This is a genomic window from Thermosipho sp. 1244, assembly GCF_018588215.1.
GTDB lineage: Bacteria > Thermotogota > Thermotogae > Thermotogales > Fervidobacteriaceae > Thermosipho > Thermosipho affectus.
Genome location: NZ_LNGA01000012.1, coordinates 190828 through 213416, shown reverse-complemented (window position 1 = coordinate 213416; position 22589 = coordinate 190828). Strand labels below are relative to the sequence as shown.

At 32.0% G+C, this 22589-nt stretch carries 21 protein-coding genes and 1 other RNA gene; 15 read left to right on the top strand and 7 right to left on the bottom strand.

All coding sequences use genetic code 11. From position 1 onward, the window contains the following. Nucleotides 1–18: 18 nt before the first annotated feature. The 7 genes from AS157_RS03015 to rnpB all read right to left on the bottom strand — a co-directional run bounded on the left by AS157_RS03015 (nt 19) and on the right by rnpB (nt 6439). Nucleotides 19–735 (bottom strand): hypothetical protein, encoded by a 717-nt coding sequence (locus AS157_RS03015; RefSeq protein WP_077289729.1) that lies wholly within the window; start codon nt 733–735, stop codon nt 19–21. A gap of 12 nt (nt 736–747) precedes the next feature. Then, entirely contained in the window at nt 748–2067 is a 1320-nt protein-coding gene (locus AS157_RS03010; protein WP_214494958.1) for a hypothetical protein, read from the bottom strand. A 13-nt stretch (nt 2068–2080) separates the two neighbouring features. After that, nucleotides 2081–3385: a flagellar protein export ATPase FliI gene (gene fliI / locus AS157_RS03005; RefSeq protein WP_077289731.1), complete on the bottom strand. Its 1305-nt coding sequence runs from the start codon at nt 3383–3385 to the stop codon at nt 2081–2083. A 122-nt stretch (nt 3386–3507) separates the two neighbouring features. Continuing rightward, nucleotides 3508–3855, bottom strand: a complete 348-nt coding sequence (locus tag AS157_RS03000) for a hypothetical protein (protein WP_250880017.1) — start codon at nt 3853–3855, stop codon at nt 3508–3510. 40 nt (nt 3856–3895) lie between these two features. Then, the gene (ackA, locus tag AS157_RS02995) at nt 3896–5116 is read right to left on the bottom strand and encodes an acetate kinase (protein WP_077289733.1); all 1221 of its coding nucleotides are present in this window, start codon (nt 5114–5116) and stop codon (nt 3896–3898) included. 22 nt (nt 5117–5138) lie between these two features. Next, nucleotides 5139–6074, bottom strand: coding sequence for a class II fructose-1,6-bisphosphate aldolase (gene fba / locus AS157_RS02990; protein WP_077289734.1), 936 nt, complete (start codon nt 6072–6074; stop codon nt 5139–5141). A gap of 43 nt (nt 6075–6117) precedes the next feature. Further along, nucleotides 6118–6439, bottom strand: an RNA gene (rnpB, locus tag AS157_RS02985) — RNase P RNA component class A. Between the two features lie 39 nt (nt 6440–6478). Here rnpB and AS157_RS02980 point away from each other — a divergent pair. Genes AS157_RS02980 through AS157_RS02910 form a run of 15 tightly spaced genes read left to right on the top strand, consistent with a single transcriptional unit; the run spans nt 6479 to nt 22574 of the window. Continuing rightward, nucleotides 6479–6961 carry a DUF4894 domain-containing protein gene (locus AS157_RS02980; RefSeq protein WP_231450370.1) on the top strand — a complete coding sequence of 161 codons (483 nt, stop codon included), beginning with the start codon at nt 6479–6481 and terminating at the stop codon, nt 6959–6961. Between the two features lie 5 nt (nt 6962–6966). Continuing rightward, entirely contained in the window at nt 6967–8232 is a 1266-nt protein-coding gene (gene ftsA / locus AS157_RS02975; protein ID WP_077289735.1) for a cell division protein FtsA, read from the top strand. A gap of 2 nt (nt 8233–8234) precedes the next feature. Next, nucleotides 8235–9290 (top strand): cell division protein FtsZ, encoded by a 1056-nt coding sequence (gene ftsZ / locus AS157_RS02970; RefSeq protein WP_077289736.1) that lies wholly within the window; start codon nt 8235–8237, stop codon nt 9288–9290. Beyond that, a complete protein-coding gene (locus AS157_RS02965; RefSeq protein WP_077289737.1) occupies nt 9271–10968 on the top strand; it encodes a GspE/PulE family protein in 1698 nt (565 codons plus the stop codon). The genes ftsZ and AS157_RS02965 overlap by 20 nt, the downstream gene beginning before the upstream one ends. Then, nucleotides 10958–12100, top strand: a complete 1143-nt coding sequence (locus tag AS157_RS02960; protein WP_077289738.1) for a hypothetical protein — start codon at nt 10958–10960, stop codon at nt 12098–12100. The genes AS157_RS02965 and AS157_RS02960 overlap by 11 nt, the downstream gene beginning before the upstream one ends. 45 nt (nt 12101–12145) lie before the next feature. Next, nucleotides 12146–12703, top strand: coding sequence for a ribosome recycling factor (gene frr / locus AS157_RS02955; RefSeq protein ID WP_075666299.1), 558 nt, complete (start codon nt 12146–12148; stop codon nt 12701–12703). 1 nt (nt 12704) lies between these two features. Next, complete coding sequence (uppS, locus tag AS157_RS02950) at nt 12705–13382, top strand: polyprenyl diphosphate synthase (RefSeq protein ID WP_077289739.1); 678 nt, start codon at nt 12705–12707, stop codon at nt 13380–13382. Continuing rightward, a complete protein-coding gene (locus tag AS157_RS02945; RefSeq protein WP_077289740.1) occupies nt 13379–14200 on the top strand; it encodes a phosphatidate cytidylyltransferase in 822 nt (273 codons plus the stop codon). Before uppS ends, AS157_RS02945 begins: the two co-directional genes overlap by 4 nt. A gap of 12 nt (nt 14201–14212) precedes the next feature. Continuing rightward, nucleotides 14213–16792, top strand: coding sequence for an alanine--tRNA ligase (gene alaS / locus AS157_RS02940; RefSeq protein ID WP_077289741.1), 2580 nt, complete (start codon nt 14213–14215; stop codon nt 16790–16792). A 1-nt stretch (nt 16793) separates the two neighbouring features. After that, nucleotides 16794–17807 carry a rod shape-determining protein gene (locus tag AS157_RS02935; protein WP_075666303.1) on the top strand — a complete coding sequence of 338 codons (1014 nt, stop codon included), beginning with the start codon at nt 16794–16796 and terminating at the stop codon, nt 17805–17807. After that, on the top strand, nt 17804–18418 hold the full coding sequence (locus AS157_RS02930; protein WP_077289742.1) for a hypothetical protein: 615 nt from the start codon (nt 17804–17806) through the stop codon (nt 18416–18418). Before AS157_RS02935 ends, AS157_RS02930 begins: the two co-directional genes overlap by 4 nt. 1 nt (nt 18419) lies before the next feature. Next, nucleotides 18420–19013 carry a diguanylate cyclase domain-containing protein gene (locus AS157_RS02925; protein ID WP_075666305.1) on the top strand — a complete coding sequence of 198 codons (594 nt, stop codon included), beginning with the start codon at nt 18420–18422 and terminating at the stop codon, nt 19011–19013. Nucleotides 19014–19022: 9 nt separating this feature from the next. Continuing rightward, a complete protein-coding gene (gene murA / locus AS157_RS02920) occupies nt 19023–20273 on the top strand; it encodes a UDP-N-acetylglucosamine 1-carboxyvinyltransferase (protein ID WP_077289743.1) in 1251 nt (416 codons plus the stop codon). A 1-nt stretch (nt 20274) separates the two neighbouring features. Then, entirely contained in the window at nt 20275–22068 is a 1794-nt protein-coding gene (locus AS157_RS02915; protein WP_231450373.1) for a polysaccharide biosynthesis protein, read from the top strand. Further along, a complete protein-coding gene (locus tag AS157_RS02910) occupies nt 22065–22574 on the top strand; it encodes a hypothetical protein (protein WP_077289744.1) in 510 nt (169 codons plus the stop codon). The genes AS157_RS02915 and AS157_RS02910 overlap by 4 nt, the downstream gene beginning before the upstream one ends. Nucleotides 22575–22589 lie beyond the last annotated feature (15 nt).

Genomic DNA, 22589 nt, shown 5'->3' with positions numbered 1-22589 from the left:
ATAAAATTTTTGTTACAATTAGAATAAAAATTCTATTGTGTGGATATTTTCTGGGTTTACAAACATTACACCTACTGCCGTTTCAATTAAAAAACTATTAGATTCAAATTTAAGTATCTTTGCGTGTATTTTCGCGCCATCTCTTAATGTAAATACTATGTTGTATTTTGTATTTTCAGGGTAAATTATTAATTTAATTAAGCTGGTTGGAATGGATATAATACCTTTTTCTACGGTGAATGTGATTACATCACCAAGTCTTGAAGAAAAGTTTGCGCTAAATGTTCCTCCTGTTTTTAAAGTAATTTTTAATTTATCAGTTTTCCCTGGGATAATTGATGTATACTGTTTGTTTTCAGTATTTTTTTGTGTTTCTACAAAATTAGAGTATTTAATAGCATCTCTACTTGAAAACACAAATGTTCCGTTATTTGGTAGAAGTACAGTGCCTGAATTTCCATCAAACTTTGTGAGTTTTCCGGGAATATTGATCCATTCATTTTCGTTTGGTTCGATCCATGCGCCAGCTATTGGAGTAGCACTTTCATCGAAATATACTTCTTTTATTAAATCTGTGTACGATACAATTTGCCCTACAATGGATTTAATGCTTATAATATTTGAATTAATAGTTTGTATTTTTCCTTTTATTTGACTGCCATCTTTAAGAACTATAGTATCTGAAAGAGCTAATATTGTAATTAAGGTTAAAAGTGCAATAAAGTACTTTTTCATTGTTTTTCCTCCTCATATTTCAATTTTAAAAAGTACACTTAATTCTAAGATATTTTTTTGTTCATTTGAAGGAGCAAAATATGGTAAGCCATTTGCATCGTTTGCATCTACTTTTTTTAAAACGTTGAATATCTTTCCAATTTTGGAGTTAAATCCCAAACTAATTATATCAAATTTTTTGAGGACACTGAAATATAAAAATACACTTTTTTCCAGTTTGGGTTCATTAAGCAGATTAAAATTTGGATTAAATGTGTCTTTGTCTGTCCAAGGATTTATTGGTGATTTTGTTCCAGAGATTACCAGCTCAACTGCGGTGTTTAATTTTATTTTGTCTATGTATTCCGCTTCTACCATAAAAGCAAGATTATTTTCTCCATATTTGTATCCAATGTATATATCTTGATAATCTATAGGAAAGTTGTTAAGTTCCAACGTGTTGTAGTAAGTATAACCGTAGTAAAATGCATTACTTGATTCATCAACACTAGATGGTTGATATGTATATTTTGTTGCACCAGCATGAAAAAGCTTTAAGTTTATCTTTTTAAACATTAAAGTACTTCCAAAAGACCAAGCTATTTTGTCTACTGTATTGTGTTCTGGATTAAAAAACCTGTTTGCGTTAAAGTCATCTATTAAAATTTGTCCGTATAAGTTATAATACTTGCTTTTATATTTTGCAAACCCTCCCATTAAACTGTTATCGTTAAATGAATTACCATATATGCTATTTATTCTATAAATTTGTATGAAAAAGTTTGGTAAAGGATTGGAGAAATATTCAAAGTCAAATATTCTATGTACATATACTGCTGCTTCTTCAAACCCAAATGTAAAGTTATGGATTTTTATAGCGTAATATTTTAAATTAACGCCTTTGTCAATAAAACCATTTTTGTTGTATGTTACTAGTATATACCTTGACTCGTATAGAAAATTAGAATCTTCATATTTTATTGATACTTCAGGTTTTGAATGGCCGAGGGAGGATATGAATAGGGAATAAGGTGAATCTATCACATCGTAATTTTCGAAATTTCCGAATTTGATTTTTAGATTATTTTGAGTAATTACAATGCCAGCATTTTTTATTTTTATATAATAATCCCCATAAAATTGTGGATAAAATGGAAGAAATTTCCCGTCATTTGACAATTTCATAGATGCTATGAATGAAAAATTATTGTTCGTGTAGGAAAATTCAGGTATAAAGGTATTTGAAAAGTATTTTATTCCGTTGTATAGGGAATTTTCATATGTTAGAGAAAATTTTACGGCGAATAAAAAAGCGGGAAAAGAAATAATCAAAATAAACAAAAATTTTTTCATTAATTTTCCTCCCCTAAATTTTTTTGGCGATTGAAATCAAGTATTGTACCGTGTCTTCAAAGGACATACTCTCATCAATTGATTGTTTTAGAAATTTATTTATTTCCTCTATAAGTTCAATTGATTTGTCTATTTTAGGATTGGTACCTTTTTTATATGCACCAACATCTATTAAATCTTTTGCGTCGTAATATGTTGCAACTAAGTCCCTAAGTTTCATAGCGGCAATCTTGTGTTCTTTAGTAACAATGTCGTTCATTAATCTGCTTACACTCATTAATATGTCAATAGCTGGATAATGGGCTGATTCTGCAAGTTTTCTTGACAGTATTATATGACCATCTACAATTCCACGTACTGTATCGGAAATAGGTTCATTAAAATCATCTGCTTCTACAAGTACAGTGTAAATTCCTGTAATGCTTCCCTTATCGGAATTTCCCGCTCGTTCTAAAATTTTTGGAAGACCTGCAAAGACACTAGGTGGATAACCCCTAGTTGTTGGAGGTTCTCCAGTAGCAAGGCCCACTTCTCTTTGTGCCATTGCCCACCTTGTTAAAGAATCGACCATTAAAAGGACATTATATCCTTTATCTCTAAAGTATTCTGCAATAGCGGTTGCTGTTAGTAAAGCTTTAACTCTTAAAAGAGCAGGTTGATCTGAAGTTGAAACTATAACTATTGAGCGCTTTAATCCATCTTTTTTTAGATCTTTTTCTATGAATTCTCTTACTTCTCTTCCCCTTTCACCAATTAACGATATTACATTTATATCTGCTGAGGTGTTTCTGGCTATCATTCCAAGGAGTGTGCTTTTTCCCACACCACTCCCTGCGAATATTCCTATTCTTTGACCATATCCAAGGGTTAAAAAACCGTCAATTGCTCTTATTCCAACAGATATAGGTGTTGTTATTCTCTTTCTAATCAAAGGGTTTGGAGCTTCTCTTACAATGGGGATCTTTTCTTTTGAAAAGATCTTTTTACCATCCAGTGGTCTTCCAAGGGCATCTATAACTCTTCCAAGCAACTCTCCTGAAACTGGAACACTTACATGTTGTCCCGTTCTTAGTACTTGACACCCTTTTTTTAATCCAGAGATATCTTCAAGAGGCATCAGAATGACACCATTTTCATTGAATCCAACTACCTCCGCATATGCCTTTCTATATTCGGTAAGTATTTTGCATAGTTCCCCAAGAAAGGCATCAGGCCCTTTTGATTCAATTGTTAGTCCCACTATTTTGCTTACTGCACCTATTTTTTGATAGGGTTCAAATTCCAATAATTTCTTTTTTAAAAATTCAAATTTATCCATTTTTAAGAACCTCATCTATAATTTCGTTGATTAATTTCATTTGAAATTTTAGATCAGTATTGATATTTCCTATTTCGGTTTCTGCGATTACACCAAATTGTACTTTAGAATCTTCTATTATTTCAATCCCTAATTTTTAGTATGTTCTCGTCAAATTTTTGTATTAAAAAGTTTATTCTTTCGTTTAATTTGTTAATACTTTCATAAGTAGCCTTTTTTTGGGAGTTAATTAGATTTTCTTTTTCCTTTATCGATTCATCCAAAATTTTTTGTGCATCTTTTTTTGCTTTTTCAATTATTTCGTTTGCTTTTTTTTGCGCGTTTTCAATTATCTCATTTGCTTTTTTTTGTGCGTTTTTAATAATATCATCTTGTTGTTTTACTTCTTCTTTTTCTTTTTTTTCTTCTACATTTTTTTTGTTTATTACTTGAGGAGTGTCAATATACACGTATCTTTTTTTTATTATCATATTTAACACCTCTAATAAAGGGCTGGCGAATGCCAGCCAATTAATAATCAAGTTGTTTGAGACCTTTTTCAATTATTTCTTTTGTATCCCTTGCAATCATTAATTCTTCATTAGTGGGGACTACTAAAACTTTTGTTTTGGAATCAGGAGTTGAAATTATCGTTTCTTTACCTTTTACGTTGTTTTTCTCTTTATCAATTTTTATTCCTAGAAAACTTAGATAATTTTCGCAAATTTCTTCACGGGTAATTGGTGAATTTTCTCCTACCCCAGCAGTAAATGATATAGCATCTACGCCATTCATTGCCGCTGCGTATGCTCCAATGTATTTTGCGATTCTATATTCATATATGTCGAGTACTAATCTGCATAGTGGATCATTTTCAAGTGCTTTATCTTCTATGTCTCTCATATCAGAACTAAAGTTTTTGGACAATCCTAAAACTCCGCTTTTTTTATTTAATATTGTGTAGACTTCTTCGGCGGATAATCCTTCTTTCTCCATTAAGAATGTAACTATAGATGGATCAAGATCTCCAGAACGAGTTCCCATAACTAAACCTTCAAGAGGTGTGAATCCCATTGAAGTATCGATACTTTTTCCATTCTTAACTGCGGCAATAGAAGCACCGTTACCAAGGTGAACGGTTATGATTTTGGAATTGTTATAGTCGAGTCCCAACAATTCCGCAGTCCTTTTTGAAACATATCTATGACTTGTTCCGTGGAACCCATATCTTCTAACTTTGTATTTTTCATAATATCCATATGGTATTGCGTAGAGATAGGATTTTTTAGGCATTTTTGCATGGAATGCGGTATCGAAAACTCCTACATTTGGGATGCCAGGAAGCAATTTCATAATAGCTTTTATGCCCATAAGATTTGGTGGATTGTGTAAAGGTGCAAGGTATGAAAACTCCTCAATAGCATTTATAACTTCATCGGTTATTAATACAGAGCCAGAGAATTTTTCTCCTCCATGTACAACTCTGTGACCCACTGCATCGATTTCGTTAAAGTCTTTAATTGCCCCTATTTTTTCGTCTTTTAAAATTTCTAGTACGGCTTTGAGTGCTTCGTCGTGATTAACCATGGGTTTTTCTACAATAAATTTTTCTCCGTTTTTTTTGTGAACTATTCTACTTCCAGGAATACCAATTCTTTCGGCTATACCTTTGCAAAGTACATTTTCATCATCCATATCAAGAAGTTGGTATTTAATTGATGAACTGCCACTGTTTACAACGAGAACAACCATCTTGATTCCCCCTTTTAAAATTTTAAGCTTTCCCGGCTGCATTAAGGAATTCCAATCTTTCCATAACTACTTCTTTCACAAAGTCCATACCTTGTTTGAAATATTTTCGCGGATCAAATTCTTTTTCATTTTCAAGAAGGTGTTTTCTAAGACCGGCAAGAAATGCTATTCTAAGGTCTGTATCTGTATTTACTTTATTTATTCCTAGTTTAACACACTCTTTAATATCTTCTTGTGGAACACCTTTTGCACCACCCAGATTTGCCCCATATTTTTCTGCAAGTTCTACGAATTTTTTTGGTACACTGGATGCACCGTGTAACACCAATGGAATCTTAGTTAATTCTTTAACCTTTTTAAGTCTTTCAAAATCTAATTTTGCTTCCCCTTTAAATTTGAATGCACCGTGGCTTGTGCCAATGGCAGGAGCAAGAAAATCTACGCCTGTCTTTTCTACAAATATTTTCGCTTGTTCTGGATCTACTAGAACATTTTCTTCAGCCATAACATTGTCTTCAATTCCAGCTAATTGTCCTAATTCCGCTTCAACGGATACACCAGATGCGTGTGCCCATTTAACTACTTCTTTTGTAATTTCTAGATTTTTTTCGAAAACTTCGTGTGAAGCATCAATCATCACAGAAGAATACCCGGCTTTAATTGCAGCTGCAATATATTCTAAGTTTTTTCCGTGGTCAAGGTGAAGTGCAATTGGAATGTCTAGTGTTTCAGCGTAGTTTTTGACGGTTTCTACGAAAAACTTTGCTCCTCTTAAAGGATTACCATTTCCAGCGTATTTAATTGCCCCTTCACTTGTTTCTATTATTACGGGCGCCTTTTTTTCTGCAGCTCCTTGTAAAATAGCGATTAAAAACTCTAGGTTGTTAATATTAAAAGCGGGAACTGCGTAATAATTTTCACTTGCTTTTTCTAAAATTTCCTTTGTGTTTACATACATTTTTTCAACCTCCTTTTATATGAAAAATAAATTGTTTTTAGTATTTAGGAGTGGAGCGGTAAGCCGGATTCTGTTGCTGGAGGCATCTATCTTGGGAATTTGTTACCAAATTCCTCGAGCGGTCTACCCGGGCTAATGGGCGGGCCACCCAAGCCCTGCTTGACCTTGCTCCAGGTAGGGGTTGCCAAGCGTATGGATTACTCCATACCTGGTGAGCTCTTACCTCACCGTTCCACCCTTACCATATAGGTGGTCTTCTTCTCTATGGCCCTGTCCAGGGATTACTCCCTCCGGACGTTATCCGGTACCTTGCCCATGGAGTCCGGACTTTCCTCGGCAAGTGCCGCGCCTCCACGCTCCACTCCAGTTTGTCATATTTTCATAATTTTATGATAAAATAGTTTATGATGTTTGATAAAAAGATTATATTTTTGTGGAGCATATTATTTATCTTTCTTTTGCTTTTCTATTATCCAAAAGGTAATTTAAATTATGTTGAGGAGTCTAATAACGTCCCTAGGTTTATTTTACCATATGAAGATAATTTGTGGATAGTTTCCTCAAATGGTAAAATAATTGACATAGTAGATAATTATAAAGTATTTTCTTCTTTGCCTGTGATTGTGATTCCTATAGATGAAATAGATTATTTTAGAGGGAAGGTTAGTGAAAAATATTTGAAAAATATATCTTTTGGTATACCTAATTTTGTGTATGAAATAAATTTTGTTGAAAATTACATGGTATTAAACAATAATTCAAAAGTGTTTTTTAATGAGAATTTTGATTTTAAAGTTTATTTTGAAAAGTTGAAAATAGTGTATAAATATATTGAACCAAACGAGGTTTATTATTTTTCTAATGATAGGTTAATAAAGGCGAGGTGAAATATATGGGTAAATGGGATCCTGTAACTTCTATAGATATAGGTAATCATAGTATAAAAGGAGTTGTGGTTAATTATTCTAATGATGGAAAAGAAGTTATTGCATATTCAACCATTAAGTCCAAAGGAATTGAATCAGGAGAAATAAAGGATGTTGTTGCGCTTAATGAATCTATGAATGTTTTAATTGAAAATTTGGAGGAACAAATTGGAAAAAATTTAAAAGGAGATTTTTTGGTCTCTTCAAGTGTGGGGAATTTCAAGCTTCAAGAGATTAGGGAAGAGTTAATACTTACCGAAGCTGAAAGTTCTGTTGCCGTTAATGAGAAACATGTAGAAGAGTTGAAAAGTTTGATTTTAGAAACTATACTTGGGGATAATAATAATGTTTATCATTCATATATAAAGAAATATATTTTGGATGAAAAGAAAATAGTTTTTAATCCTGTTAACATGAATGCGAAAAAGTTAGAAGGTGTTTATTCATTTATAATTGGTGACAATATGCATAGAAGTATTGTAGATTATGCCACAAGGGATACAATAGGAGAGGCAGAATATTTCATATCTCCTATTTCAGCGGCAGAAGCTGTTTTGACTAGTTTTGAAAAGGATAGTGGAGTTGTACATGTGGATTTGGGACACTATTCAACTGTGGTTACCATATTCTTGAACAACGCACCTATAAAATTTGTGAGAATTCAAAAATCGATTAGACATGTTGTATTAGACATAGCGAGGGTTTTGAAGACATCTATAAGCGAAGCAGAGAGGCTTTTAAAGATTTATGGAATAGCTGTTTTTGAAAATATTGAACCAAGTGTTATAGAATACAAGGCGTTGGATAACAGAACGAATTTAGAGGTAAATAGAGAACTTCTTGCAAGAATAATTTATGCAAGATTAAGGGAAATTTTCTTGAATGTTAGAAAAATTTATAGAGATGCAATGTTAGATTATAAAGAATTTAAAGATTTGGGAATACCAGGTGGTGTGGTTTTAACTGGTGGAGGTGCTAAAATTTCTAGGATTACAGATGTGGCCTCCGATGTGTTGAAATGTTCTGTGAGAGTTGGAAGTTTTGTAAATACAGATGAATTTATCATTGAGGAGAATGAACAAATATTGTCTGATCCGCAATTTTCAGCGGTATTTGGAAATATTTTGCAATTTGAAAAAGAAGAGAGTTCAGAATTTATATCCGGTAAGAATAAAGCAAAAAGTTCTTTTGGATTTGGTGAATTTTTTAGAAAATTGTTTAAGGGGGAATAAATATGGCATTTAATGTAAAAAAAGAAGAGAGTTTTTCAAAAATAATGCCTGTTATAAAAGTTGTTGGTGTTGGAGGAGCAGGTTGTAATGCCGTGAATAGAATGGTTGAGTCTGGTATAGATGATGTGAAGTTTATTGCCGTTAATACAGATGCACAAGTTCTTGAAATAAGTAAAGCGGATGAAATTGTGCAAATTGGTGAAAAATTAACCAAGGGTTTGGGAGCTGGCGGTAATCCAAAAGTTGGTGAAGAGGCAGCACTTGAAGATAAAAAGAAGTTAGAAGAAATATTAAGGGGAACTGATATGCTTTTTATTACAGCAGGTTTTGGGGGCGGTACTGGTACTGGTGCAGCTCCAGTTATAGCAGAAATTGCTAAAAATTTGGGGATTTTAACCGTTGCAGTTGTTACTACACCGTTTTATTTTGAAGGTGACCCAAGGTGGAAAGCGGCAATGCAGGGAATTAGAAAAATACATCAACACGTAGATACATTAATAAAAATAAGTAATAATAAGTTATTGGAGGAGTTTTCTTCAGATATAACTTTTGTTGATGCTTTCAAAAAGGCAGATGAAACATTGTATCAAGGTATAAAAGGTATTTCCGAATTAATTACCAAAAGGGGCATTATAAATTTAGATTTTGCTGATATTGAATCTGTAATGAGGAATGCAGGAGCGGCAATGCTTGGAATAGGTGTTGGTAAAGGTGAAAATAGAGCTACAATTGCAGCGAGAAATGCGCTTGAAAGTAAATTAGTTGAACATCCTATTGAAAATGCAAATTCAATAATCTTAAATATAACAGCATCTAATAGTTTTAAATTACATGAGATGCAGGAAGCTGCTGTTATAATAAGACAAACATGCAGTGAGAATGCAGATCTCAAACTTGGTATAAATGTTGATCCTGAAATGCCTGAAGATGAAGTAAGAGTGACTTTGATTGCAACAGGTCTTGAGAGAGAAGAAGACTTTTTATACAGCCAAGAAGATATTCCTGCTTTGTTTAAATTTGGGTTGGAGGTAATGGGAAATGATGGAAAAAAAGTATAAACGATTGGGGGATATTTTAATTGATAGGGGGATAATTACAAAAGAAGATTTGGAGTATGCATTACAGATTCAAAAAAAGACAAGAAAACCAATTGGAGAGGTTTTAGTTGAATTGGGATTTTGTACTTGGAATCAGATAGTAAAGGCATTGTCTGAGCAGTATGAAGTACCTTATTTTGCTGAAAAGCCAAAAGTAGATCCAACATTGAATTTGAATATGAAGAGAGAATTAATGGAGGAATTGAGGGCAGTTCCAATAAAACTTGATGGAGATAAAATAATGGTTGTTACAGATAACGTTTATAACATTTCTTTGATAAAAAGAAGGTTGAAGTTTCTTTTTGGAAAAGAGATAGAAGTGTATCTTATGGCACCTGATATGTTTGAAGAAGTTTTAATGGAAGTTTCATCGGAAAAAAAGATGGAGTTTGAAGTTTCAGAATCATTATATGAAAATGAAGAAGTGGAAGAAGAGGAAGAAAATTTGGGTGAAATAGAAAATGAAGATACCCCCGTTGTTAGATTAGTAAACAATTTATTAACACATGCTATTGAATTAGATGCAAGCGATATTCATATAGAGCCTACTGGGAAGAGAAATGTTGTTGTTAGATATAGAATTGATGGAGTTTTAAAGAAAATAACGGAATATCCAAAAAGTAGTCATGGTTCTGTTGTGGCAAGGATAAAAATTCTATCAAAACTTGATATCACTGAAAGACGAATACCACAGGATGGTAAGTTTTTTATGAATTTAAATTCTGAACAGTATGACTTTAGGGTTTCCACAATGCCATCTGTTAATGGAGAAAAGGTTGTTATGAGAATTTTAAAAGTTTCTCAATCAAATAAAAAATTAGAAGAATTGGGTTATAGTGATTATAACTATGAAAGAATTAAGCAACTGATAACTCATCCATATGGAATTATATTGGTTACTGGTCCAACTGGTAGTGGAAAAAGTACTACATTGGTTGGAATAATTAATTCCCTTAACGATGAAGCTGTAAATATAGTTACAGCAGAAGATCCAGTAGAATATACTATTGAAGGTGTCACGCAATGTCAGGTAAATCCAGAAATAGGTCTTACATTTGCAAAGTATCTAAGGGCATTTTTAAGACAAGATCCAGATATCATAATGGTTGGTGAAATCAGGGATAAAGAAACTGCAAATTTGGCTGTTGAGGCATCACTAACTGGGCATTTAGTTTTATCAACGTTGCATACGAATACTGCAGCAGGTGCAATCGATAGGTTGTTGAATATGGGTATTGATCCAAGTCTTATCAGTTCTTCATTGATTGGAGTAATTGGTCAAAGATTGGTAAGAAGAGTTTGCAATAATTGTGCAAGAGAGGTATCCCTTGATGGAGAGTATGCAGAATTTGCTAGAAAGCTTTTTCCTGAGATACCTTTAAAACAAAAAGTAGCAGTGGGATGTGAAGCTTGTAATAATACTGGGTATAAAGGTAGAACCGCTATTAATGAAGTTTTAATAGTAAATGATGAATTAAAATATTTAATAAATAATAGGGTATCACTTTCAGAGATAACAAAGGCTGCCAAGCGTGGAGGGATGCGTACTTTATTTGAGGATGGTCTTTACAAAGTTTTGAATGGAGAAACAACTCTTGAGGAAATTATAAGGGTGACAGGTGGAATGTATGAGGAATGAGGAATATAAGAAAAAATTGGAGGAAAAGGAAAAGAAACTAAAGGAAGAAATTCAAGGTTATAGAAAAAGAAGTATTTATATACTTTTTATAAATATAATAGTTGTTCTCGTTATTTTTTTCTTATTCAAAAGTTTGAATGTGAAAAATCCAAATTTAGTGAATGGATTCCAGGTTATTATTAAACATAAAACTGAGTTTTTTTCCAACGAAGAGATTGATGCAAAAGTTTATCTTATAAATACAAGAAATACTTTGCAAAATTTTGTGATTAATAATTTCCGTTTTAAAATTTTAAAAGAAAATATCCCTATATATAATTTCTACTACGATTCAAGTGTAAATTCTAATGTTGATAAACTTTCAAGTGTCTTGGTTTTTGATCTAAAGCGAGAGGTCACTATTAAGAATTTGACTGCTGGAATTTATAAAATTGTAGTTAATTTAAACTTAAATGGAAAAGATATAGAAGTTGAAAATACCTTCAATGTCAAAGAAGAAATATTAAAAGAAATATATATGGATCCATTTTATATAGTTGGTGAAAAAATTTATCCACAGATTGTTATTGAAAATAAGACATCTACATCTGTGGAACTTAATGTAGAATCTTTAGAGTGGATTTTAGAAGGTAAATCATTTAAGGATGTAAATTTAGGAAAATACAAACTTTTTAGTGGTGAAAGACTTTTTTTGGAATCTTCAAAACCATTTTTAGCCGAAAAAACGGGAATATTTACTTTAAAGTGTAGCTTAGTTATTAACGGACAGCTAAATGAGATTTTAAATAAATTTTTAGTTGTAAATGAGGTAGAAAGAAATTTAGAAGATTTAAAATTAAGAATATATTCCGATGAATATTTGAAGAAAAACTCACCTGTGAAATTTTCTTTTGAGATAAATAATCTCAAAAATAAAGAAAGATATATTTTGATAAGAAAGGTAAATGTGTTGGTTCCAGAAGAAAATTATTCGTATGAAGTTAGTAATATGAAGGTTTTTTTAAACAAATATGGTGGGGTAACTTTATTTGAACTTCCTTTAATGTTTGAAAATAGTGGAAAGCACACGATAATTTTCAGATTAGTTTCCGACAATGAGATCTCGAAAGTTTTAACTTTAAATGTTCCGTGATATAATACATAAAGGAAAATAACAAATAATTTGGGAGGTGTTTTGATGAAAGAACCTATTATAAAGGAAACGGAAGAAAAGATGAAAAAAAGTGTGAATTCGATTGATGAAGAATTAAAAAAATTGAGAACAGGAAGACCATCTCCTGCACTTTTAGAAGAAATAAAAGTAGATTACTATGGAGTGCCTACTCCAATAAACCAGGTTGCAACGGTAAATGTAACAGAAGAACGTTCGTTGATTATTAAGCCTTGGGAGAAAAATTTACTTGGAGCTATAGAAAAGGCAATTCAAAGTAGTGATTTAGGATTAAATCCAATGAATGATGGTAATGTTGTTAGATTGGTATTTCCTACTCCAACCACAGAACAAAGACAGAAATGGGTAAAAAAAGCAAAAGACATAGTTGAACATGGGAAAATTGCCGTTAGGAATATAAGAAGAGATAGTATAAAGGTGTTAAAAGAAATGAAAAAAGATGGAGAAATTTCTGAGGATGATGAAAGAAGGTTAGAAAAGGAAATACAAAACTTAACTGACAAATATGTTGAAGAGTTGGATAAATTATTTGAGAAGAAAGAAAAGGAGATAATGGAGTTTTAATATGTTGCGGCATATAGCTTTTATAATGGATGGAAATGGAAGATGGGCGAAAAGACAAAATAAGCCTAGAATGTATGGTCATTACAAGGGAGCGTATAAAATCGAGGAAGTAGTAAGATGGTCTGCAAAACGTGGTGTAAAGTACACCACGTTTTATGCATTTTCAACGGAAAATTGGAAAAGACCGAAAAAAGAAGTAAATTTTATCTTTGGCCTTTTGCAGAGTAAAATTGCTGAATTTTACGAAAGAATGGATAAAGAAGGAGTAAAACTAGTCTTTTCAGGACGTCTAAAAGAATTGGGTGATAAGATATACAATGTTTGTAGAGAATACGAAGAAAAGACGAAGAATAATGAGAGAATAGTTGTAAATATGGCAATAAATTACGGAGGGAGAGCAGAGATAATAGATGCTGTTAATAGAATTTTAGAGAGTGGACTACAGAAAATAGATGAAAATATTTTTAATTCGTTTCTTTATAGACCTGAAATTCCTGATCCAGATTTGATAATTAGAACTTCTGGAGAAATGAGGTTAAGTAATTTTTTAACATGGGAAGCTGCGTACAGTGAACTTTATTTTACAAATGTTTTGTGGCCAGATTTTTCAGAAAAAGATTTGCAAGAGGCGATAGATGATTATTTCAAAAGGAATAGGAGATTTGGGGGGATAAAGTGAAAGAAGAAACCAAAGTTAGGCTTTTTTCCGCATTAGTTGTTGCGCCGGTTGTTGTTATATGCTTTGTTTCGTATCAAAGTTTGATAGGGCTAGTTTCCGCTATTGTTTTTTTGGCAAGTTCTGAGTTATATTTTTCAACATTGATGAAGTACAAAAAAACGGGAGTAATTGTATTGTATATTATCATTGTTTCCGCATTTCCCGTTTTGTTTGGTTTGTGGTTTATAAATTTTTCTATGGAATTGTTTAGTGTATTATTTATAATGGGTATTTTAGTAACATTAGTTTTGGTAAAGAATAAAGATATAGTTATGGAATATTTTGGTGTTTTTTCCATATCTATGATTTACATTTCATTTAATCTTTCTTTTTTTATTCCACTTTATAAATATTATGGTGCATCGCTGGCTTTACTAACATTAACTCTATCCTGGGCATATGATAGTTTTGCGTACTTTTTTGGTCTTGCTTTTGGGAAACACAAATTATCTAAAGTTTACAGTCCAAATAAAAGTTATGAAGGGCTTTTTGGAGGAATTTTTGGTACATTTATTTATGTTTTAATTTATTTTTATGTTATGAAAACCTTTTTTCAATGCAATACTAATATTAGTTATTTGTATTCTGTGCCTTTTGCTATAATTACAGGACTATTTGATACATTAGGAGATCTTTTTGAATCTGCTATAAAAAGGGCATATGGTTTAAAGCATATAGGAAAATTTATGCCTGGACATGGAGGAATGTTAGATAGAATAGATGGATTGTTATTTGTTGCTCCGATTATATTTATATTTTTGAAAATTTTTGTAGGTTAAGGAGGTAACTGTATGCAAAGCGAAGAGATAAGGCAGCTATTTTTAGAATTTTTTGAGAAAAAAGGTCATAAAATTTTACCTAGTGCTTCTTTGATTCCAGATGACCCACAATTAATGTTTACAGTTGCGGGTATGGTTCCTTTTAAACCTATTTTTTGGGGAAAGGTTGATCCTATTTATACACGTATAGCAACGTGTCAAAAATGTATAAGAACAACTGATATAGAGAATGTGGGAAGAACGCCAAGACATCATACTTTTTTTGAAATGCTTGGAAATTTTTCTTTTGGTGATTATTTTAAAAGAGAGGCAATTGAATGGGCTTGGGAATTTATAACACAAGTTTTAAAAATGCCAGAAGAGAAGTTGTGGATATCGGTGTATGAAAAAGATGATGAAGCATACGAAATTTGGAGAAATATAGGAATACCTTCGCAAAAAATTTTAAGGTTGGGAAAGGAAGATAATTTTTGGGGGCCTGCGGGACCTACAGGTCCTTGTGGACCGGACACTGAAATTTTTTACGATACAGGTATGGAAGTTGAAACTGTAGATGGCAAAGAACCAAATCCTGCAAATACAGAAGGGCGTTTTGTGGAGATATGGAATTTAGTTTTTACGGAATATTATCAAGATGAAAATGGAAATTTATTACCTTTGAAGAGGAGAAATATCGATACAGGTGCTGGGTTGGAAAGAATTGCTGCAATGATGCAAGGGGTATATTATAACTTTGATACTGATTTATTTTTACCTATTATAAATAGAATTTCTGATATTTTGAAAGTTGATTATGCAAAAGATCAGAAAAAGGACGTATCAATTCGTGTTATTGCTGATCATATTAGAGCTTTAATATTTTTAATTTCCGATGGTGTGTTTCCATCTAACGAAGGAAGAGGCTATGTTTTAAGAAGAATTTTACGGAGGGCTGCAAGGCATGGTAAGTTACTAGGAGCAGATAGGCCATTTTTGTACAATGTTGTAGATGCTGTGGTAGAAAAAATGGGAAAGATTTACCCGGAAATTGTGGAGAAATCTAATTTTGTTAAGAAAATTATTCATGGAGAAGAAGAGAGGTTTTTACAAAATTTGAATAAAGGACTTGAAATTGTAGAAAAAGTTGTCAGGGAATCTGGAGGAAAAATAGATGGAAAATCTGCTTTTAAATTATACGATACTTATGGATTTCCACTGGATATTTTAAAGGATCTCGCAAATGAAAATGGATATGTACTTGATGAAGAAGGTTTCAATAAATACATGGAGGAACAAAGAAAAAAGGCGAGAAATGCAGCAGGAGAAGTTGAATTTTCTGAAAGAACAGAATATGAGTCTTTGAATTTTCACACAGAATTTGTAGGATACGATACACTAGAGACAGATGTAAAAGTTTTAAAGATTAAGACAGATGATTTTGTCGATAGTGTTGAAAACGTAGAATGTGAGTTAGTTTTTGATGTTACTCCTTTTTATCCTGAAAAAGGTGGACAGGTTTCCGATAAAGGTGTAATTAGTTTTGAAAATGGTAATTTTGAGGTTAAACATGTATATTTACCCGTTGAAGGAATAATAGTTCATAAAGGAGTGTTAAAGGGAAGGGTAAAAGTTGGTGATAAAGGTGTTGCAAGGGTGGATATGGATAAAAGAAAAGCTACTGCAAGAAATCATACAGCAACGCATTTATTACACGCGGCGTTAAGAAAGATATTGGGGACTCATGTTAGACAAGCAGGTTCTTCGGTTGAACCTGAAAGATTGAGGTTTGATTTTACGCATTATGAAGCGTTAACAGAAAAGCAGATAAAAGAGGTTGAAAAACTTGTAAATGAAATAATTTTAGAAGCAATAGATGTGAAAACGGAAATTATGTCTTATGATGAGGCTGTTAGCAAAGGAGCGATGGCATTATTTGAAGAGAAGTATGGAGATAAAGTTAGAGTTGTAAAAGTAGCAGATTTTAGTGAAGAGTTGTGTGGAGGTACACATGTAAAAAATACAGGTGAAATAGGATTGTTTAAAATTATCAGTGAAGGTTCAGTTAGTGCTGGTGTGCGAAGAATTGAGGCAATAACTGGAATGGTTAGTTTGAGTTATTTAAAATCTCTGGAGAATAATTGGAAAAAGATTAAAAATTTACTTGAAGCAAATGACAGGGATGTATTTGTAAAAATTGAAAAATTAAAAACAGATATCAAGTCATTGGAATCAAAATTCAAAAAATTTCAGAAAAATATGGTTAATGTTGAGAAGTTGTTGGAAGAAGTTAATTTGGAAAGTAACATAAAGTATTTAGTTAAAGAATTTGAAGGATTGGAAGTTGAGACATTAAGGGAGATATCCGATAGGATAATTGATAAGGGTGTGGATCTTGTAGTATTTTTTAACAAACAAAAGGATAAGGTAGTGTTGATAGTAAAAAGAAGAAAAGACTTAAAAAAATTACATGCTGGTGAAATTGCAAAAACTTTATCTAAAGTTTTAGGTGGCGGTGGTGGTGGAAGACCAGATTTTGCCCAGGCAGGTGGCAAAGAAGTTTCAAAGATAAGTGATGCAAAGAAAAAATTAGTTGAAATTTTAAAGGAGTGTTAGTATGTTTAAAAGATATGATATGGGGATAGATTTGGGGACTGCTAATACATTAGTCTATGTAAGAGATAAAGGGATAGTAATAAATGAACCTTCGGTTGTTGCAATAAATGTAGAAAATGATGAAGTTTTAAAAGTTGGAAATGAAGCAAAAAATATGATTGGAAAAACTCCTTCATATATAAAAGCAATACGGCCATTGAAAGACGGAGTTATTGCTGATTACAATGTAGCACTTGCTATGCTTACTTATTTTATTAATAGAGCTCAAAATGGTTTTTCATTTTTCAGACCCATGGTTGTTGTTGGAGTACCTGTGGGAATTACTGAAGTTGAAAGTAGGGCAATACTTGAGGCAGGTAATGAAGCTGGTGCAAAACGAGTTTTTTTAATAGAAGAACCTATGGCTACAGCTATCGGTGCTAATTTGAATGTTGAGGAACCAACGGGCAATATGGTAGTGGACATAGGAGGAGGTACTACCGAAATTGCCGTTATTTCCTTGGGAAGTCTTGTTACTTGGACTTCAATTAGGGTTGCGGGAGATGAACTTGATGAGGCGATTATCCAATATGTAAGAGAAGTGTATAGAGTGATAATTGGTGAAAGAACAGCAGAAAGGGTTAAAATTGAGATTGGAAATGTATTTCCAGATAAGGAATATGATGAACTTGAAACGAGCATTACCGGAATAGATTTGTCAAGCGGACTTCCAAAAAGGCTTGTGTTAAGAGGTGGTGAAATAAGAGAAGCTTTGAAACCTATAATAATGCAAATTGTAGATTCTACAAAGGCAACTTTGGAAAAGACTCCTCCGGAATTAGTGGCGGATATTACAGAGAAAGGAATAGTAGTTGCAGGTGGAGGAGCACTACTTAGGGGTATTACTACGTTGATGAAGAAAGAGACGGGAATAGAGGCGTTTGTTGCAGATGAACCTATGACTTGCGTAGCACGTGGTGCAGGAATGGTACTTGATAAAGTTTCAATATTATCAAGATTGAGGAGAAATGAATGAAAAAAGTAGAAATTCTGATGTTATCTTTTTTATTACTTATCTTTATTTTTATTTTTAATTATATGTTTGAAGATAAAGTTTTGGAAAGTGTAAATGTATTTTTTGAAAAAACATCTTATCCGTTTTTTTTACTAAGAAAAGGTTTAAATACTTTATTTGATGATGATGTAAAATATAAAATGGTGTATTTTGGCATCGAAAAGGATGAATTAGTTCCCTTGAGTTTTTCTGAAAAGGGGATTTACTTTTTTGGGGTAGATGCTACTGGTGTGATATTAACAAATGATAAAAGGTTATTTGGGATAGTAAATACTACTGGTAATTTTGTTTTTGTAAAAAAATGGTGGTATGATAAATTTGAAGTTACGGTGGTAACGGATAAGTTTGAAATTGAAGCGTTGCTTGATAATGGAAATTTGGAATTTTTTGATAGTGTAGAAGTAAAAAATGGAGATATATATTATTCAAAGTATTTACCATATGGAGTTTATTTGCACAATTTAGGTGTTAGGTTGGGTTATATAAAAGATGGGAAGATATATTTAAATCTTACAAATTTCAATCTAAATACACACTTTTTTTTATTAGAAGATTATATTAGGAGGAGATAGAATGGGTGAATATGAAAAAATGACAAAAGAAGAATTGATAGTTAGAATTAGAGAGTTAGAAGATGAGTTATTATTACTCAAAACAAGACAAAACGAGCTTGAAAGCTTGCTTACTGAATATTCAGAGATTGTAAAGAAGCAATTTGAAGCCTTTGATGATTTTATAAAAGATTTGGGAACAAAGAGAATGATTGACCCGTTAACAAGGGTTTATTCGAAAGAACATATATTGAAATTAATAAGCTATTATCATCAAAAAGCATTTGAAGAAAACTTTGAATATGCTATTATTCTGATTAAGTTGAGAGGAATAAATGAAAAAGAAGATTTTGAAAAGGAACAAATTATTATTACCTTAGGTAAAGTTTTAAGAGAATCGGTTAGAGTTCCTTTAGATAGTATTGGAAGATATTCATATGATTCATTCTTGGTGCTATTGACCGAAATTTCAAAAGAAAATGCAAATGTTGTAAAGGATAGAATAGAAAGTTTGATGAATATTAAACTTCCAGAAGTGGAGTTTGACATAAAAATGGCTACATATCCTTACGATTCAACAAACCTTGAAGAACTATTAAATATTGTGAAAGAATGAGGGATTAAATTGGGATATTTTATGCTAGAAAAATCTGTATTAAATGGTGAAGTTGTTATTTCAGGTGCTAAGAATGCAGCGCTTCCTATTTTGGCGGCCACTATATTAATTGATGATGAAATAGAGTTACATAATGTGCCCGATTTGCTTGATATTAGAACGATGCTTGATATTCTAAAAGAGACGGGCAAAAATGTGTGTTTTGAAAATAACGTTGTTAGGATTTCGGGAGTTGCTAAGAATAAAGTGATCCCATATGATTTAGTAAGAAAAATGAGAGCTTCTTTTAACGTTTTAGGGCCTTTAGTGTTGAGATTAGGAGAGGGGCAGGTTTCATTACCAGGGGGGTGTGCAATAGGAGTTAGGCCAGTAGATTATCATATAATGGGGTTAAAAAAACTTGGTTTTAGTATAGAAATTGAACATGGAGAGGTTTTTGCAAAAAAAGGAAAAAGTGAAGGGGAAATTTTTATTACATTACCTTTTCCCAGTGTAGGTGCAACAGAACATTTAATGACAACTGCTGCATTATTAGATGGTGTAGAAGTTGTTATAGAAAACGCTGCAATGGAGCCAGAGATTGTTGATCTTCAGAAATTTTTGAACAAAATGGGAGCGAATGTAGTTGGTGCTGGAACGAGAAAAATTATAGTAAAAGGAGTTAAAAGACTTTCAGGTGGAACATATAGTGTAATGCCAGATAGAATAGAAGCGGGGACTTACGCTATATCTATAGCATCAACAGGTGGTGAAGGGGTTGTAAAAGGTATAATACCAGAACATTTAGAGATATTATGGGAAGTATTGGAAGAAACAGGTACAAATGTTGACATATTTGACTCATATGTTTATGTAAATGGTAAAAATAGGAAAAAGTCTATTAATATAAACATACAACCTTATCCAGGATTTCCCACTGATTTACAACCTCAAATTATGGTTTATTTATCTGTTGCAAATGGGACTAGTATGATAATGGAAAATGTATTTAAAAATAGGTTTCATCACGTAGATGAATTGGTTAGAATGGGGGCAAAGATAAGAATATTTGATGGAACGGCGATAGTAGAAGGCGTCAAAAAATTAAGTGGAGCCAAAGTCGAGGGAACCGATTTACGTGCAACTGCTGCACTTATCATTGCAGGATTCCTTGCCGAAGGAAAAACAGAAGTACATAATGATTTTCATGCGCTAAGAGGGTATGAAAATATAGCGTATAAATTTAAAAAATTGGGAGGAAATATTAAACACGTAATTTGAGGTGATCTTTTTGAATAGAAAAGTTTTGTTGTTTTTTGTAGACGTATTCTCTACTTTAATAGCTGGAATTTTAGCTCTTTTTATTAGATTTGGTTTTAATTTTTCTGAGATGAGAAAATACGATGAATCAATATACGTATACATTATAATTTCAGCGTTGGTATACATTTTTAATGGAAATTACAAAGTGGTGTGGAGATATGCAAACCAAAAGGATTTTTTGAAGCTTTTTAGAGCCTCTGTTATTTCTTATTTACTCGTTTTGTCATTTTTTCATTTTTATAAGGGAATAGTTTTACCAAGGTCAGTTGGGTTTGTAATGTTTTTATCTTCATTTATTTTATTAGTTGGTGTAAGACTTTTTTATCAATTTATAATAGAAATAAAAAAAAGTGTAGAAAACAAATACTTGATAATTGGAGCTGGAGATGTAGCTGTTTCAATTGCAGAAGAAATAATGAAATCTGGTATTGGTGATGTTGTTTGTTTTATAGATGACGATACAAATAAGATTGGCCGTACAATATTTGGAAGGAAGGTCTTTGGACCTCTTTCAAAAATTGATGAATATTTAAAGTTATTTTCGTACGATGAAATTATAATTGCTATACCAGAATTAAATAGTCAACGAATTAGTAGTATAATTGAAAAAATAGATCTAAAGAAAACAAAAGTAAAAGTTATTCCTTCTTTTGAAGAACTTTTTAAAGATAAAATCAGAATTGAAGATATTAGGGAAATTTCTTTGGAAGATATAATCGGTAGAAAACCTGTAAGGGTTGATTTGAGCAGAATAAGGGAGTATATAAAAGATAAAGTTGTTATGATAACAGGAGCTGGTGGAAGTATAGGCTCTGAGATTTGTAGACAAATAGCCTTTCAAGAACCAAATCGAATTATTCTTTTGGGTAGAGGAGAAAACAGTATTTATGAAATTAACGAGGAAATAAGAGAAAAATTTCCCAATTTGGAAGTTTCAAGGGTGATTGGGGATGTGGAAAATTCGAAGTGGATGAGGGAAGTATTTAAAAAGTATAGTCCCGATATTGTTTTTCATACGGCAGCTCATAAGCATGTTCCTTTAATGGAAGAAAATCCATATGAAGCTATTAGGGTAAATGTATTTGGTACCGTGAATTTGGTGGAACTTTCATGTGAATTTAATGTTGAAAGATTTGTATTTATTTCCACAGACAAAGCGGTTAATCCAACATCTTTTATGGGGTTGAGTAAAAGAATTTCAGAACTTTATGTTCTAGCAAAAAAATGCCCTGTAAAGTTTTCAATTGTCAGATTCGGTAATGTTATTGGGAGTCGTGGGAGTGTTTTATGGAAATTTAAAAAACAAATTGAAAATGGAAGAGCAGTTACGATAACTCATCCGGAAATGAAAAGGTATTTTATGAGTATTCCAGAAGCTGTTTCGCTAGTTTTACAATCAACTATTTTGAACGGAAATTTGTTTGTTTTGGATATGGGAAAGCAGATATATATTGAAAGCGTTGCAAAAAAATTGGCAAAGATTCTAGGGAGGGATGATATTGATATAATTTATACTGGAATTAGAGAAGGCGAAAAATTATACGAGGAATTATTTTATCCTTACGAGGTTCCGTTAAAAACAGGACATTCTAAGATATATTCTGTGAATTTTTCGGTTCCAATTTCAACTGAACAAATTAAAAATCTTTCTAAAGAGATAATGGAGAATTTGTTAGTAGGAAATATTGAGAAAGCTGTTGGCATTGCTAGAAGAATTGTTCCAGAATTTAAATTTAAAGGAGGATTAAAATGAAGTTTATAGATTCATTTGTATTTAAATATGTAAAAAAAGAAAAAAAGAATGATTTTTCCAAAATTTTAAACGAGATATCTAAATTTTCCGAACAGGGGATTGGTTTTTCTGTAGACTTAAACGAGAATATAGGACGTTTAAGATTAGAATTGTACGAAACAAATCAAGAAAAAGATTTGATTTTTTTCAAGGGTTTATTGTACACTAATATAGACAAAGTAGATTTTTCTAATTTGAGGGGATTTTCTGAAAAGATTGTATTACCATCTGGTTTAGTTTTAGATTATGCGATTTCCGAAGGTGCAAAGAGTGCCATTAAAGGGTTATTTTTAGACGGAGATGTAGCTTACGTAGTAGTTGACAGTAAAAAAACAGAAAAATTAACAAATAAAGCACTGGCAATTTTAGTGTTAGAATATTTGGTTAACAACGTTTTTGAAGTAAAATTTAACCAAGATGATTATGAAATAGAGATTGAAACTGAATTAACTGATTACTTTATATAAAAAAGAGGTTAAAAC

What these genes read in the sequence shown, in the direction of transcription:
- ftsA (WP_077289735.1), top strand. Translation starts at nt 6,967, where the DNA reads ATGGGTAAATGGGATCCTGTAACTTCTATAGATATAGGTAATCATAGT.
- AS157_RS03010 (WP_214494958.1), bottom strand. Translation starts at nt 2,067, where the DNA reads ATGAAAAAATTTTTGTTTATTTTGATTATTTCTTTTCCCGCTTTTTTA.
- frr (WP_075666299.1), top strand. Translation starts at nt 12,146, where the DNA reads ATGAAAGAACCTATTATAAAGGAAACGGAAGAAAAGATGAAAAAAAGT.
- AS157_RS03015 (WP_077289729.1), bottom strand. Translation starts at nt 735, where the DNA reads ATGAAAAAGTACTTTATTGCACTTTTAACCTTAATTACAATATTAGCT.
- fba (WP_077289734.1), bottom strand. Translation starts at nt 6,074, where the DNA reads ATGTATGTAAACACAAAGGAAATTTTAGAAAAAGCAAGTGAAAATTAT.
- AS157_RS02935 (WP_075666303.1), top strand. Translation starts at nt 16,794, where the DNA reads ATGTTTAAAAGATATGATATGGGGATAGATTTGGGGACTGCTAATACA.
- AS157_RS02965 (WP_077289737.1), top strand. Translation starts at nt 9,271, where the DNA reads ATGATGGAAAAAAAGTATAAACGATTGGGGGATATTTTAATTGATAGG.
- ftsZ (WP_077289736.1), top strand. Translation starts at nt 8,235, where the DNA reads ATGGCATTTAATGTAAAAAAAGAAGAGAGTTTTTCAAAAATAATGCCT.
- uppS (WP_077289739.1), top strand. Translation starts at nt 12,705, where the DNA reads ATGTTGCGGCATATAGCTTTTATAATGGATGGAAATGGAAGATGGGCG.
- AS157_RS02910 (WP_077289744.1), top strand. Translation starts at nt 22,065, where the DNA reads ATGAAGTTTATAGATTCATTTGTATTTAAATATGTAAAAAAAGAAAAA.
- AS157_RS02925 (WP_075666305.1), top strand. Translation starts at nt 18,420, where the DNA reads ATGGGTGAATATGAAAAAATGACAAAAGAAGAATTGATAGTTAGAATT.
- fliI (WP_077289731.1), bottom strand. Translation starts at nt 3,385, where the DNA reads ATGGATAAATTTGAATTTTTAAAAAAGAAATTATTGGAATTTGAACCC.
- AS157_RS02980 (WP_231450370.1), top strand. Translation starts at nt 6,479, where the DNA reads ATGATGTTTGATAAAAAGATTATATTTTTGTGGAGCATATTATTTATC.
- ackA (WP_077289733.1), bottom strand. Translation starts at nt 5,116, where the DNA reads ATGGTTGTTCTCGTTGTAAACAGTGGCAGTTCATCAATTAAATACCAA.
- alaS (WP_077289741.1), top strand. Translation starts at nt 14,213, where the DNA reads ATGCAAAGCGAAGAGATAAGGCAGCTATTTTTAGAATTTTTTGAGAAA.
- AS157_RS02960 (WP_077289738.1), top strand. Translation starts at nt 10,958, where the DNA reads ATGAGGAATGAGGAATATAAGAAAAAATTGGAGGAAAAGGAAAAGAAA.
- AS157_RS02930 (WP_077289742.1), top strand. Translation starts at nt 17,804, where the DNA reads ATGAAAAAAGTAGAAATTCTGATGTTATCTTTTTTATTACTTATCTTT.
- AS157_RS03000 (WP_250880017.1), bottom strand. Translation starts at nt 3,855, where the DNA reads ATGATAATAAAAAAAAGATACGTGTATATTGACACTCCTCAAGTAATA.